The 13,950-nt window shown below is 75.2% G+C and carries 13 protein-coding genes; 5 read left to right on the top strand and 8 right to left on the bottom strand.

The features are described 5' to 3' along the window. Positions 1 to 7: 7 nt before the first annotated feature. The 3 genes from O1G22_RS38740 to hypA are packed head-to-tail and all read left to right on the top strand — an operon-like array spanning position 8 to position 769. Positions 8 to 214, top strand: a complete 207-nt coding sequence (locus O1G22_RS38740) for a hypothetical protein (protein ID WP_270085585.1) — start codon at positions 8 to 10, stop codon at positions 212 to 214. Between the two features lie 17 nt (positions 215 to 231). Then, on the top strand, positions 232 to 414 hold the full coding sequence (locus O1G22_RS38735; RefSeq protein ID WP_270085584.1) for a hypothetical protein: 183 nt from the start codon (positions 232 to 234) through the stop codon (positions 412 to 414). A 7-nt stretch (positions 415 to 421) separates the two neighbouring features. Beyond that, positions 422 to 769, top strand: coding sequence for a hydrogenase maturation nickel metallochaperone HypA (gene hypA / locus O1G22_RS38730; protein ID WP_270086653.1), 348 nt, complete (start codon positions 422 to 424; stop codon positions 767 to 769). Positions 770 to 813: 44 nt separating this feature from the next. Here the strand turns inward: hypA and hypE are convergent, their stop codons facing one another. The 7 genes from hypE to O1G22_RS38695 are packed head-to-tail and all read right to left on the bottom strand — an operon-like array spanning position 814 to position 8,938. Next, positions 814 to 1,887: a hydrogenase expression/formation protein HypE gene (gene hypE, locus O1G22_RS38725; RefSeq protein ID WP_270085583.1), complete on the bottom strand. Its 1,074-nt coding sequence runs from the start codon at positions 1,885 to 1,887 to the stop codon at positions 814 to 816. After that, positions 1,880 to 3,025 carry a hydrogenase formation protein HypD gene (gene hypD, locus O1G22_RS38720; protein WP_270085582.1) on the bottom strand — a complete coding sequence of 382 codons (1,146 nt, stop codon included), beginning with the start codon at positions 3,023 to 3,025 and terminating at the stop codon, positions 1,880 to 1,882. Before hypD ends, hypE begins: the two co-directional genes overlap by 8 nt. Continuing rightward, entirely contained in the window at positions 3,022 to 3,312 is a 291-nt protein-coding gene (locus O1G22_RS38715) for a HypC/HybG/HupF family hydrogenase formation chaperone (RefSeq protein ID WP_225094843.1), read from the bottom strand. Before O1G22_RS38715 ends, hypD begins: the two co-directional genes overlap by 4 nt. Positions 3,313 to 3,315: 3 nt before the next feature. Beyond that, on the bottom strand, positions 3,316 to 5,670 hold the full coding sequence (gene hypF / locus O1G22_RS38710) for a carbamoyltransferase HypF (RefSeq protein WP_270085581.1): 2,355 nt from the start codon (positions 5,668 to 5,670) through the stop codon (positions 3,316 to 3,318). Continuing rightward, a complete protein-coding gene (gene hypB / locus O1G22_RS38705; protein WP_270085580.1) occupies positions 5,667 to 6,389 on the bottom strand; it encodes a hydrogenase nickel incorporation protein HypB in 723 nt (240 codons plus the stop codon). Before hypB ends, hypF begins: the two co-directional genes overlap by 4 nt. 60 nt (positions 6,390 to 6,449) lie before the next feature. Next, positions 6,450 to 7,232 (bottom strand): hydrogenase maturation protease, encoded by a 783-nt coding sequence (locus tag O1G22_RS44995; RefSeq protein WP_428986448.1) that lies wholly within the window; start codon positions 7,230 to 7,232, stop codon positions 6,450 to 6,452. After that, a complete protein-coding gene (locus tag O1G22_RS38695; protein ID WP_270085579.1) occupies positions 7,229 to 8,938 on the bottom strand; it encodes a hydrogenase maturation protein in 1,710 nt (569 codons plus the stop codon). The genes O1G22_RS44995 and O1G22_RS38695 overlap by 4 nt, the downstream gene beginning before the upstream one ends. A gap of 868 nt (positions 8,939 to 9,806) precedes the next feature. Here O1G22_RS38695 and O1G22_RS38690 point away from each other — a divergent pair. Continuing rightward, on the top strand, positions 9,807 to 10,259 hold the full coding sequence (locus O1G22_RS38690) for a DUF2267 domain-containing protein (RefSeq protein ID WP_270085578.1): 453 nt from the start codon (positions 9,807 to 9,809) through the stop codon (positions 10,257 to 10,259). A gap of 273 nt (positions 10,260 to 10,532) precedes the next feature. Here the strand turns inward: O1G22_RS38690 and O1G22_RS38685 are convergent, their stop codons facing one another. Further along, on the bottom strand, positions 10,533 to 10,688 hold the full coding sequence (locus tag O1G22_RS38685; RefSeq protein WP_270085577.1) for a hypothetical protein: 156 nt from the start codon (positions 10,686 to 10,688) through the stop codon (positions 10,533 to 10,535). Positions 10,689 to 10,867: 179 nt separating this feature from the next. Between O1G22_RS38685 and O1G22_RS38680 the strand changes: the two genes are divergently transcribed. Next, positions 10,868 to 13,762, top strand: coding sequence for an ATP-binding protein (locus O1G22_RS38680; RefSeq protein WP_270085576.1), 2,895 nt, complete (start codon positions 10,868 to 10,870; stop codon positions 13,760 to 13,762). Positions 13,763 to 13,950: the final 188 nt, after the last annotated feature.

The following is a 13,950-nucleotide window of genomic DNA, read 5'->3' as shown; positions in this document are numbered from 1 at the left end:
GATGACCATGGGCAGCATCCGAGTGGGCCGAGCCCAGGCGAGGCCCGACACGCCAACGCACGTACCCGGTCTGCACCAGGGCAACAAGGGCCCGTACGGCCGGCAGGGCGGACACCACGAGGACGGCACCGCGGACGCGCGCCGCTCCACGGGGATCCACTCGAAGCGGCATGACGCCGTGCTGAAGGCCATGCCGAACATCTCACCGGGATGAGGAAACAGGGAGTGATCGTGAGGAAGCGCTGCCCGACCGCGAGGTCGGCGATGTCCGGCCGCCAGGTGCTGATCGCCCAGGCGGCCGTGGTGGGCGGCCTGCTGCTGGCTCTGCTCATCAGGCAACTACCCAGTGTGAGGCGCGAGTTGAGGATCTACCGGATGACCGGTGGCCCGTGCTCCGACCGCCGCCACCGCTGAGCCGGCCGTGCACGAGTTGTCGATCGCGACCGCGATCGTGGAGCAGGCCGAGAAGATCGCCCGCGCGGACGGGGCCGGCGGCGTCTCGTCGGTGACGGTACGCGTGGGCGAGCTGTCGGGTGTCGTCCCCGACGCGCTGGACTTCGCCTTCGAGGTCGCCCGGGAGGGCACCGCGCTGACCGCCGCCCGGCTGGTGGTCGAGCAGGTGGCCGCCCAGGCGTACTGCGCGCCGTGCGCCGAGGAGTTCGCGGTCGGCATGCCGCCGTTCTTCTGGTGCCCGCGCTGCGACCGGCCCTCGCAGGACCTGCGCAGCGGGCGGGAGTTGGAGATCACGGGCGTCGAACCGGCGCGCTGAGCGGGCGGCCGGCCCCACCCGGGGACGGCCGCCTCGCCGGTTTCTCAGCAGATGCGGGGCAGTTGCTCGCCCAGCGGCAGGTCGACCACACGGGTGCCGCCGAGGCCGGTGGCGGCGACCACCATGCCGGGGTGATCGGCCACGCACGTGCCGATACGGGCCGCTCCGGTGCCCTGCGGATGGGACCGCATCGCCGCCAGCACGGCCTCGGCATGCTCCGCGGGCACGAAGGCGACGAGCCGGCCCTCGTTGGCCACGTACAGCGGGTCCAGCCCGAGGAAGCCGCAGGCGCTGCGGACCTCGTCCGGGACGGGCACGGCCCGCTCGTCCAGCCGTACCCCGGTGCCGGAGGCGCGGGCGATCTCGTTCAGGGACGCGCCGAGCCCGCCGCGGGTCGGGTCGCGCAGGACGTGGAGGTCCGGCGTGACCGCCAGCATCGCCGCCACGAGGCCGGCCAGCGGCGCGGTGTCGGAGGCGATCTCGACGCCGAACTCCAGGCCCTCGCGCACGCTCATGACGGCGACACCGTGCAGGCCGATGGGTCCGCTGACGAGGACGGCGTCGCCGGGCCGGGCGCGCTGCGGGCGGATGTCGACCCCGTCGGGCACGAGGCCGACGCCGGCCGTCGTGACGTACACGCCGTCGCCGTGTCCGGCCTCGACCACCTTGGTGTCGCCGGTGGCGACGGTGACGCCGGCGGCCCGCGCCGCGGCGCCGATGGCCTGCGCGACGCGCCCGACGACGCTGATCTCCACCCCCTCCTCCAGGACGAAGGCGGTGGAGAGGAAGGCGGGCCGGGCGCCGCTCATCGCCAGGTCGTTGACCGTGCCGTTGACGGCCAGGTCGCCGAGACTGCCGCCGGGGAAGAACAGCGGCCGCACCACGTAGGAGTCGGTGGAGAAGGCCAGCCGGGTGCCGGCGAGGTCGAGGACGGCCGAGTCGGTGAGCGCGGCCAGCGTCGGGTTGCCGTAGGCCGGCGCGAAGACCTGCTCGATCAGTTCGGCGGACAGGGCACCGCCTCCGCCGTGGCCCATGACGACGACCGGCTGGTCGCGCAGGGGGGCGGGGCAGGTCCAGTTCGCGGGGTCGACGACCGCATCGGTGGCCAGGTCAGCCAACGGGATTCACCTCCGTCTGCGGGATCCGGGACCCCTGTCGTGCCGGGCCGTCGGTCATCCGGCGATACAGGTAGTAGGCCGCGCACGCGCCCTCGCTGGAGACCATCGTGGCCCCGAGCGGGGTACGCGGTGTGCAGGCCGTGCCGAACGCCTCGCACTCGGTCGGCTTGATCAGCCCCTGGAGCACCTCGCCGGCCCGGCACACGGCGGGCTCCTCGGTGCGGATGCCGGTGACGTCGAACCGGTGCTCGGCGTCGTACGGCCGGTAGGCGTCGGACAGCCGCCAGCCGCTGGCGGGGATGCGGCCGATGCCGCGCCAGTTGCGGTCGGTGACTTCGAAGACCTCCTGCAGCATGCGCAGGGCCGCCGGGTTGCCCTGTTCGCGTACGGCGCGCGGGTAGGCGTTCTCCACGAGGTGCTCGCCGCGCTCCAGCTGGCGTACGGCGCGGCGGATGCCCTCCAGGATGTCCAGCGGCTCGAAGCCGGTCACCACGATCGGTACCCGATGCCGGTCGGCCAGGTCGGGATACTCGGCGGTGCCCATCACGCTGCACACGTGTCCGGCGGCGAGGAAGCCCTGCACCCGGCAGTCCGGTGCCGTCATGATGGCCTCGATCGCCGGCGGTACCCGGACGTGGGAGACCAGCAGGCTGAAGTTGCCGACACCGAGACGGCGGGCCTGGTGGACGGCCATGGCGTTGGCGGGGGCGGTCGTCTCGAAGCCGATCGCGAAGAAGACGACCTCGCGGTCCGGGTTCCTCCGGGCGAGGTCGAGGGCGTCCAGCGGCGAGTACACGACGCGTACGTCACCGCCCTCACCCTTGACCCGGAACAGGTCGCGGTCGGTGCCGGGCACGCGCAGCATGTCCCCGAAGGAACAGAAGATCACCTCGGGGCGGGCGGCGATCTCCAGGGCCTTGTCGATGACGTCGAGCGGGGTGACACACACCGGGCAGCCGGGGCCGTGGATCAACTCGACCTCGTCCGGGAGCAGTTGGTCGATGCCGTGGCGGATGATGGAGTGGGTCTGGCCGCCGCAGACCTCCATCAGCGCCCAGGGCCGGGTGGCCGTGGCGCGGATCTCGTCCAGCAGCCGCCGGGCCAGCTCGGGGTCGTTGAACTCGTCGATGTATTTCACCGGGCCTCACTCCCGTTCCGCTGCCGGGCCGCCTGCTCCCAGGCATCACCGAACTCCTCGTCCAGCAGCCCCAGTTGCTCGAACAGTTCCAGGGACGCGCGGGCCGACTCCTCGTCCAGGCGCTGGAGGGCGAAGCCGACGTGGACGATGACGTACTCCCCCACCCGCACGTCGGGCAGGTATTCCAGGCATGCCTGTTTGCGCACACCGCCGAAGTCGATCAGCCCGGTCAGCGGACTGGCATCGCGGTCGATGGACACGACCTTGCCGGGCACTGCGAGACACATGGGTCACTCCGTCCGTCGGTTCCTTGCCGTTCCCGCGACCATGAGCTGACCGAGCGCCAGTCCTCCGTCGTTCGGGGGGACTTCGCCGTGCCTGAGGACCGTGAAGCCGTCCGCGGCCAGCAGCGCGGTGCATTGCCGCTCCAGCAGGCCGTTGGCGAAGACGCCGCCCGTCAGCGCGACCGTGCGCAGGCCGGTGTCGGCGCGGGCACGGCGGCAGATCCGGGCGACGGCGTGCGCGACACCCCGGTGGAAGCGGGCGGCGAGCACCGGTGCGGGGGTGCCGCGCCGCCGGTCCGCGAGCAGGTCCCGCAGCATCGGCGCGGGACTGCACACGAGGACACCCCTGCCGGTGAGGCCGAAGGGGTACGCCACCGTGTCGTGGTCCGCGGCCTGGAGCGCCGCCGCCTCCAGCTCCAGCGCGGCCTGCGCCTCGTACCCCGCCCGCTGGCACACCCCCGCCAGGGACGACACCGCGTCGAACAGGCGGCCCATGCCGGACGTCGGGACGCAGGCCGTCCTCCTGGTCAACTGCTGCCGGAGCAAGGCGAGTTCGGTCTCGGTGCAGGCCCGCACGCTCGGCAGGTCCGGCTCCCAGGGCAGCCCGGCCGCCCGCAGCCTGGCCAGCGCCTGCCGGCACGGGTTGGCCACGCCCGCGTCCCCGCCGGGCAGCGGGGCGGGCGCCAGATGCGCGTAGCGCCGGTATCCGCTGTAGCCGGCGAGCAGGACCTCGCCGCCCCACACGGTGCCGTCGTCGCCGTACCCGGTGCCGTCGAAGGCGACCCCGATGACGGGGGCGGTGCCGTCGAGTCCGTGTTCGGCCATCGCGGAGGCGATGTGGGCGTGGTGGTGCTGGACCAGCCGCAGACAGCCGCCCGGCAGTCCCGCGGCCCGGTGCCGGGCCCGGCGGGTGGAGTGGTAGCCGGGGTGCCGGTCGGCGGCGACGAGGGCCGGGGTGACCCCGGTCAGGCGGGCCAGGTGCCGTTCGGCGCGCTCGGCGGCTTCCAGGGTGGCCAGTTCGCCCATGTCGCCGATGTGCGGCCCGAACCAGGCGTGGTCGCCCTCGCCCAGGCAGAGGACGTTCTTCAGATCGCCGCCGACCGCGAGCGTGGGGCGGACCGGGACCGGCAGGCGCAGGGGACGCGGCACGTATCCGCGGGAGCGGCGCAGCACCTGGGTGCTGCCGTCGGGGCGCACCCGCAGCACCGAGTCGTCGCATGGGCAGGCGATGGGCCGGTCGTGGGTGAGCCAGGCGTCGGCGAGCCCGGCCAGCCGGGTGAGCGCCTCGGTGTCGTCGGTGACGATGGGTTCGCCGGAGCGGTTGCCGCTGGTCATGACGAGCATGCGGGGGCCGGGGGGATCGCCGGGCAGCCCCAGCAGCAGCGTGTGGACGGGGGTGTAGGGCAGCATGACCCCCACGTGCGGGCTGCCCGGACAGACCTGGTCGGCCAAGCCGGGGCCGTCTGCCGGGGTGCGGCGGCGCAGCAGGACGATGGGGCGGTGCGGGCCGGTCAGGGCCGCCCGCTCCGCGTCGGAGACGACCGCGATCCGCTCGGCCGTGGGCAGGTCCGCGCACATCACCGCGAAGGCCTTGCCGCCCCGTTCCTTGCGGCCGCGAAGGGTGGCCACGGCCCGGGCGTCGGTGGCGTCGCAGGCCAGGTGGTAGCCGCCGAGTCCCTTGACGGCGACGATCCGCCCGGCGGCCAGCAGCGCCCGCGCGGCCGCGAGGGCGTCCGCGTCCCGGGCCGGGCGCACCCCGAGGCCGTCGGCCGGGATCAGGGCGAGCCTCGGGCCGCAGTCGGGACAGGCGACGGGCTGGGCGTGGAACCGCCGGTCGGCCGGAGCGCCGTACTCGCGGGCGCAGGCGGGGCACATCGGGAAGCCGGCCATGGTGGTGGCCGCGCGGTCGTACGGCATGCCGGTGGCGATGGTGAACCGGGGGCCGCAGTGGGTGCAGGTGACGAACGGGTGCCGATGGCGCCGGTCGGCCGGATCGGCCAGTTCGCGCAGGCAGTCGGCGCAGGTGGCGGTGTCGGGCGGAAGCTCGGTGCGGCCGCCGGCCCGCTCGGTGGAGCGGATGACGAAGGGGCCGGTGTCGCCCGTGGCGGGCAGGTCCGCGCAGTCGACGGCGGTCACGGTGGACAGGGGCGGCGGCTGTTCGGCGAGGCGGACACAGAAGCGGTGCACCTCCTCCGCGGGGCCCTCGATCTCGATGTGCACGCCGTCGCCGGTGTTGCCGACGAATCCGGCGAGGCCCAGTCCGGCGGCGAGGCGGTGCACGTACGGCCGGAAGCCGACCCCCTGCACGGTGCCCCGCACGATGACGACGCGGCGCACGAGGCCGGCGGCGGGGGCGGTCATGCGAGGGAAGCGGGGGAGGCGGGGTGATGGCCGTGCGGATGCGAGGCGAGGGGCGGGCGATGCGGGATGCCGTCCCGGGCGGCGAGGGCGCGGTCCAGGAGGGTGTCGACACCGGCGCCGGTACGGGCGCAGGACCGGACGATCTCCACGCCCGGGTTGACCCGGTGCACGTTCGTCCGGAAGGCGCTCTCGTCGAAGCCGGCCGGCTCGGCGAGGTCGGTCTTGGTGATGACGACCAGATGGGCCGAGCCGAACGCGGTCGGGTACTTCAGCGGCTTGTCCTCCCCCTCGGTGACCGCCATCAGCACGATCCGCAGGGTCTCCCCGAGGTCGTACGCGGCGGGGCAGACGAGGTTGCCGACGTTCTCCACGAAGAGCAGCCGGGTGTCCGGCGGCAGCCAGCCGTCCAGCCGGGCGCGCACCTGACGGGCCTCCAGGTGGCACAGTCCGTCGGTGAGCAGCTGCTGGACGGGCGCCCCGGACCGGGCGAGCCGTACGGCGTCGTTCTCGGTGGCGAGGTCCGCGGTCAGCGCGGCCACCGGCACGCCCCGCCCGACCGCGCGGGCCAGGACCCGGCCGAGGAGTTCGGTCTTGCCGCTGCCGGGGCTGGACAACAGGTTGACGACGCTCACGCCCTGTCCGGCGAGGTCGCCGCGCAGGCCCGCGGCCAGGTCGTCGTTCTTGGCCAGGACGGCCTGGCGGACGTCGGACCGGCACATGGGCGCTGCTCCTCGGATACGGCGGCGGGGACCGGGCCGCATCGGATGCGGCCCGGGGTCTCACCGATCTTCGGTTCCGTCGGCCGCGCTTCCGGGCAGCACAGCCGGGCGCGGGGGCCCGGATTCCACCGGGCGGCCCAACGTCGGGACGGGACCGGAGGGGACCGGGCGGCCCGAGGCGGGGACCGGACCGGAGGGGACCGGGCTACCCGACGCGGTGACAGGCCCGGCGGGGACCCGGCGACCCGACGCAGGGACCGGACCGGCGGAGACCGGGCTACCCGACGCAGGCACCGGACCGGCGGAGACCGGGCTACCCGACGCGGTGACAGGCCCGGCGGGGATCGGCACGGGCCCGGCGGGGTCGGCGAGCAGGGCCGGGATCAGGGTGTGCAGTGCGGCCACGGCATGGTCGACGGCGGTCCGGACCGGTGCGCTGAGCCCCGGGAGGATGTCGTCGTCCCCGCTCGGCAGCACGGCGGGTTCGCAGGCCAGCAGGAGCACCCGGGGCAGTGGCTCGTCGCCCAGGTGCCGGGCCAGGGCGAGCACCTTCGCGGGATCCATGCCGTGGGCCTCGGGTACGACGGTGGCGTCGGGCGGTTCGGTCTCGATCAAGGTGAGGGTGCCAGGGTGGTGGCCGCGCCGCGCGGTGTCGACGAGGACGGCGGTGTCGTATCCGTCGAGCAGGTCGTAGGCGAGGTCCATGCCCCGGATGCCGTAGTCGCGCACGCGCACCTGGGACGGCAGCGGGCGCTGTTCGAGGGCGCGGATCACCTCGGGGCCGAAGGCGTCGTCGGCGAGGAAGACGTTGCCGACGCCCGCCACCAGCAGGCGGGCCGTCACCGGACGTCCCCGGCGGGCGCGGCCAGGGGCCGGGGCGAGCCGGTGGGTGTCTTGCGCACGAAGGCCGAGCGCAGCGCGTGGTAGGGGGCCCGCGGGTCGTAGAAGAGAGCGTGCATGCGGGCGAGTTCGGCCGCGCGGTAGTCGGCGAGGGGGCACTCGTGTTCGTCCGCGGCGCGGGCGGCGGCCTTGCCGGCGATCCGCCGGTCCAGGCCGGGTGCGGCGGCGAGTCCGGCCGCGAGCCGCTCGACCTCGGCCGGGAAGTCAGCGGTCGTGGCCGGTACGAGCCGGTCCACCAGCCCCAGCCGCGCGGCGGACGCGGCGCTGACGGGCAGGGCCTCGGTGGTCAGCCGGCCGGCCTGCTCGGCTCCGGCGCGGCGCGGCAGGGTGTAGGTCCAGAACTCGGAGCCGTACAGGCCCATGCGCCGGTAGTGCGGGTTGAGGACGGTGCCGGTGCGGCACCACACCTCGTCGGCGGCGAGGGCGAGCATGGCTCCGCCTGCCGCCGCGTTGCCCGCGAGGGCGGCCACCACGAGCCGGTCGGTGGTGCGCAGCACCGCCTCGACCAGGTCGTCCATGGCGTTGAGGTTGGTCCACGACTCCTCGGCCGGGTCGGGGGCCGCTTCGATGACGTTCAGATGGATGCCGTTGGAGAAGAAGTCGCGCTCCCCGCCGAGCACGAGGACCCGGGTGGGGCGGGTCAGCGCGTCCCGGTAGGCGGCGAGCAGACGGCGGCACTGGTCGGTGCTCATCGCGCCGCCGGGGAACGTGAAGCCCAGGAAGCCGACGTCGCCGCGCTGCCGGTAGCGGATGTCGGTCCAGGTGCGCCGGCCGGCCGGCAGTTCCAGCGGTGCGGCGGCGTCCGGGAGACGCAGGTCGGGCTCCCAGGCGGCGAGGACGGAAGTGGCCGGGCGCCGGAAGGGTGCGGGGTCGCCGGAGCTCTTGCGAGGGCGGAGTTCCGGGATCCAGACGGCGCCGTCCCGGGTGGCCCGGCAGACGGCGCCCGCGCGCTGTGCCAGCAGCTCGCCGGGCCGGCCGCGCAGCTCGTCCTCGGGGTGTCCGCCGTGCAGGAACACCTCCCGCCCGAGGAGCTCGTCCAGGACGCCCGGCTGCGAGTCGGCACCGCGGAGTTTGCGCAGCACCGTCCCGGTGTCGTCGTCCGCCCAGTCGATGCGGCGCCGCTCCTGCCTCAGGGCGCCCCGCCAGACCACGCTGACGGACTCGTCGGTCTGCGGGCGGGGCTTGTAGGACCCTTCGGCGTAGCGCCGTACGGCCGTGAGGACGGCGGTGACGGCGGCGTCCGAGACCTCGTTGCGGTACAGGTCGCTCTTGCCGACGGGCGGTACGGGGAACGCCTGCGCGGCCCAGATGCCGCCCGCGTCCATCGCCGCCTCGGCCTGCAGGACGGTCACTCCCCACTCCGCCGCCTGTCCGTCGATGGCCCAGTCCAGCGCGGACGGGCCACGGTCACCGGGCGGCCCCGGGTGCACGATCAGGCAGGTGTGCTCGCGCCACACGTCCTCCGGCAGGGCCGTTCTGAGCATCGGCGCGACGACCAGATCCGGCCGCGGGTCGCGCACGGCGGCCCGGACCGGGTCGGGGCCGTGCGAGGCGAGGACGACGTCGACGTGGTGACCGAGATCCGACAGTTCGGCGTACAGACGCTGGGAGAGGCTGTTGAACGCGCTGGCCACGAGCAGAATGTTCATGACATGCCATGGTCGTCGCTGTTCCGGGTGCGGTGAAGGACCGCTGCGGCGTTTCGTCCGCGCGGCTCAGGTCTCTTCCTCCATCCGGATCGCCTGGCGCAGGTCCTCGAAGGCCTGGCCGTGGTCGTCGTCGTGCCCCTCCGGCAGCATGACAGCCGTCATGGACTCAGCGGCGAGCAGCGGCAGTTGCGACAGAGGCGAGCGCGGGGCTCGGCTCCCGTGGCCTCGGGGTGACGGCCGTCAGGCCGCCCTGCCTTCTTGAGTGCGCCCCGCGAGGGCAGCGACAGCGGGTGCGGCCGGTGCCGGCTCGGTGAGCAGCGCCGCCGCCCAGCCGGCCACCACCTCGTCCACCCAGGTGCGCCAGGCCCGGCCGTCGCGTCGCCGTCCGGTACGGCGCCGGTGATCCCGTCGGGGCGGCCGGCGCCCCGGAACCGGCCAAGCCGACCAGGGCCGCGTCGATCTCGGTGGGACAGCGCAGCCAGGCCGCGACCGTCGCGGCCTGCCGGGCCTGCACCTCGCGCGGCGCGGAGGCCGGCGCGCCGCCGCTCGGAGGGGAGGCGGTCACCGCGTATCAGGTCATGTATGGCTTCGCCCACGTCACGCGTTCGCCCATGTGCCGCCGGTGCCCGTGTGCCGGCTCGCGCCCGCGTGTCGCCCGCTCGCCCTGGGGAACCCGGTGCGCACCGCCGCAGGTCCGGACAGGCACCGGAGGCCCCATGACGACGGACACCGCACGCGAGGACGACCAGGGTGACGTCCCGCTCGCGGGCTACGGCTCCCTCACCTCCTTGTTCACGGCTCCGGTCCTGCGGTGGCCTCGGTGCGCCGACCGTGCCCGGGAGAACTTCATCCGGAAAGGACCGGCCTCATGCGGCACGACGAGATGATCGGAAAGGTGCAGGCACTCGCCCAGTTGCCCGACCGGGGGTCGGCCGAGCGGGCCGCGCACGCCGTGGTGTGCACGCTGTCGGAGCGGCTCCCGTCCGGCCTGGCCCGGCATGTGGCCGCTCAGCTGCCGCCCGACATGGCGGCGGCGATGCGGGAGGCGGCCGACGCCTGCGCGGGGGCCGACGCGGGCACCGCGGGCGAACGGTTCGGGCTGACCGCGTTCGCCGGCCGTATCGCCGGCCGGGCGGGCACGGACGAGGACACGGCGCTGCGGGAGGCCGCCGCCGTGCTGGAGGTGCTGGACGCCGCTGTCGCCCCGGAACTGACCGAGCGGATGGCGGCCGCGCTGCCCGCGGACATCCGCGCGCTGCTGCCGGTGGGCCGGGCGTCCGAAGAGACCGAGGGCACCGAAGGCACCGGGAACGCGGGCTGAACCGAGGCGGCGGCAGGCCGGTGCGGGCGCACGGCGCAGTGGCGGGAGCTGTCGCGGGGCAAGGTCGCAGGGCGCGGTCCGGAGCGTGACCTCCGACGCCGTCATCGACCAGGTCACCGTCATCGACCAGGTCATCAGGACCCGCCATCGTCGACCAGCTCATCGGCACCCGCCGCTGTCAACAGGTCATCGGGACCGGGCCATGGGGGTGAGACCGGAGCCGCCGGAGCCGGACCGCTCATCAGCCGCAGGCAGACGAGTCCCGGCGACCGCTCAGCGCCGGCCGGCCGGGAAGCGGCCCCGGCCCCGGCGGCGGCGGCGGGCGTGGTGGGGGGTCGGAGGCCGGGCGATCCACCGGTCCTCGACCTGGTCGAGGCCGAACAGCAGAAAGGTCAGGACGGGCAGCAGCAGAACCGCGACGATGATCACTGGAGGCTCTCCCTCCGTGCGACGACATCTCCCGAGTCCCCCGGTCCGCGGGCACCCACCGTCCGCCGTTGTGAAGGTCCTGTGACCGTCTTCTGCAGTCCCCGGCCACAGGCGATGATCTGTCTGACAGATGCGCAGGCGAGGACCACCGGGGCGGACGGATGCACGGAGGGGGACATGTGGAGGCTGGGATCGACGCGGAGGCGGCGGCCGGGCGGACCGCCCCGTTGGTCGGCCGGGCCGCCGAACTCGCGCGGCTGGCGGAGGTGCTCGCGGGCGGGGGTGAGCGGGGGACGCCGTCGGTGGTGGACATCACCGGGGAGGCCGGCATCGGCAAGAGCCGGCTGCTGAGCGAGGTGTGCCGGCGGGCCCGGCAGCGCGGGTTCACGGTGCTGCGCGGCCGGGCGACGGCGTACGAACGGCATCTGCCCCTCCAGCCGTTCACCGACGCCTTCGCCGACCTCGACCCGCGCGCACCGGAAGGCTTCGCCGCGGTCGCCGACGCCGCCCCCGTGTTGCACGGCTGTGCCCGCGGCGGTGTGGACCGGTTCCGGCTGCACCGGGCGACGGCCGCACTGCTGGCCCATGTCAGCGGCCCGGGGCTGCTGTTGGCGCTGGACGACCTGCACTGGGCGGACCCGGCGTCCTGGGATCTGCTGGACCATCTGGTACGGCACCCCGCGCCCGGGCCCGTCGTCCTCCTGGTCGCCCGCCGGGCCCGGCAGAGCCCGGCACCGCTCGCCGCGTCGCTGACCCGGGGCGTCGAGGCCGACACCGTGCTCCGTCTGGACCTCGGCCCGCTGCCCCGGCAGGAGTGCGCCGAGCGCCTCGCCCCCGATCTGGCGCCCGCGGAGCTGGACCGGCTGCACGCGGCGAGCGAGGGCAACCCGCTCTATCTGCTGGCCCTGCTGCACGCCCACCGCACGGCCGGCGCCCAACGGGCCCTGCCCGCCCTGGGGTTGACGTCGCTGCTGCTGGAGGAGCTGAGCCCGCTGACCGAGGACCAGCTGCGCACGCTGGAGACGGTCGCGGTCCTCGGCGACCAGGCGACCCCCGCTCTGGTGCGGGCGGTCAGCGGCCGTCCGGAGGTCGAACTGCTGGACGACCTGGGCGTGTTGGCGCGCCGTGATCTGCTGCGCTCGGGCACCGGCGACCGGCTGGCCCCGCGCCACCCGGTGCTGCGCTCCCTCGTGCACGACGGCATGGAACCCTGGCGGCGCGCGGCCGTGCATCGCCGGGCCGCCGCCGAACTGGCCCGGACCGGTGCTCCCCCGGCCGAGCAGGCGCACCATGTGGAGCGTGCCCTGACCGGCTGGGACCCGGACGCGGCGGGTGTACTGGTGCGGGCGGCCCGGCAGACCGCGCGGACGGCGCCGGCGAGCAGCGCGCACTGGTGGGAGGCGGCGTTGCGCCATCTGCCGCACACCGCGGAGCACGCGGCCCGGCGCCGGGGCTGGCTGCTGGAGCGGGCCCGGGCGCTCGGCGCCGCCGGGCGGCTGCGGGACAGCAGGGACCTGCTGCACGAGGTGATCGCCCTGGCGCAGGGCCCGGACGACGGCCCGGTGCGGGTGCCGGCCGTGGTGAGCTGCGCGGACATGGAACGGCGCCTGGGCCGCTACGCGGAGGCGGTCGCGCTCTTGCGCCGGGAGCTGGACCGGCGGCCCGGCCCGGCGCCGGCCGACATGGTGGCGCTGGGCCGGGAGCTGGGCTCGTCGGCGTCCCGTGCCGCCGCCTACGGGGAGGTCCGGGCGACCGTCGTACGGGCGCTCGCGGCGGCCCGGTCGCTGGGCGACGAGGTGGCGGAGGCGGGCGTGCTCGCGGTGTCCGCGCTCGGTGAGGCGTACGAGGGTGACATGGCGGCGGCGCGCCGGGCCGCCCGGCGGGCCGCCGCGCTGGTGGACGCGCTGCCCGACGACGAGCTGACCGGGCTGTGCGAGCCGCTCGCCCGGCTGGCCTGGGCGGAGACGCTGCTGGAGGATTTCGCCGACGCGGGCCGACACGCCGATCGGGGTCTCGCCGTCGCGCGGCGCACCGGCCAGGTGGCCCAGCTGCCGTATCTGCTGCTGGTCAAGGCACACATCGGCAATCAGACCGGGGAGCTGCGTACGGCGCTGGAGCAGGTCGCCGAGGCCGAGGAGGTCGCACGCGGGCTGGGCAGTGACGAGGCGCTGTCGTTCGTGATGGCGCTGAAGGCGCAGGTGCTGACCGCGGCCTGCCCGCCAGGTGATCCGGCTCCGGTGGCCGCGGCGCGGGAGGCGGTGGCCGTGTCGGGTCCGGGCGTGGACTGGTGGGCGTCGACGGCGTGGAGCGTGCTCGCCTACACGGCGTTCCTCAGCGGCGATCCGGAGGGCGCCCGGGACCTGGTGCTGCGGGCGGGCGGGCCCGGTCTCGAACGGTTTCCGCCCTCCCGGCACGTGCTCTTCCTGGAGATCCTGGTCCGGGCCTGTCTGGCCCTCGGTGATCTGCCGGGGGCCCGCGCGTACGAGGGGCGGGCCCGCGAGGTGGCCGGCCGACTGGACCTGCCGCTGCCACGGGCGCTGGCGCTGCGCATCTCCGCGCAGCTCGCGGTGGCCGAAGGCAGGCCGGGCGACGCGGCCGGGCTGCTGGCCGAGGCCGCCGCCGAGTGCGAGCGGTCGGGGGCGCGGTTCTGGGAGGCGTACTGCCTGCTGCTCGGCGCCCCGCTGATGGCGGCCTCGCCGCAGCACGCCGGCCGGGCCGGACAGGCGTGGCGGCGCGGCCGGCGGCTGGCGCTCGACGGCGGTGCCGCGGCGCTCGTGGGCCTGGCCGACGCGACCCGGGACGCCGTACTCGGCGCCGCGGACCGGCCGGACGCCGCGCTGGCCGGACTCACCGCGCGCGAACGGGAGATCGCCACCCTGGTCGCCGAGGGGCTGACCGGCAAGGACATCGCGGGCAAGCTGGTGCTCAGCACGCGCACGGTGGAGACCCATCTCTCCCGCATCTACCGCAAGACTGGTGTGTCGTCCCGTACCGCCCTGGCCGCGCTCGTACCGCGTCCCGACAGGTCTTCGGGCCCGCACACGCCGTACCAGGGTCTGCGGGCCACGGAATGACACCGGGCTGCCCCGCCGGCGCCGTCCGCCCGCGGATACGTAGGAAGTTACGTGGTGACACGGACGTAGGAGCCCGCTGTGATCTGCGAGATTGGCCGGTGCCGCGGGGCTGGGGAAGGTGTCGTGCGGTGCTGCGGGGGCGGCGGACACGCGAGCCGAAGGGGATCGTACGGAGCGACGCGCGAGGG

The sequence above is a fragment of the Streptomyces camelliae genome (genome assembly GCF_027625935.1).
Classification (GTDB): Bacteria; Actinomycetota; Actinomycetes; order Streptomycetales; family Streptomycetaceae; genus Streptomyces; species Streptomyces camelliae.
This window is presented reverse-complemented; position numbering and strand designations above follow the sequence as displayed.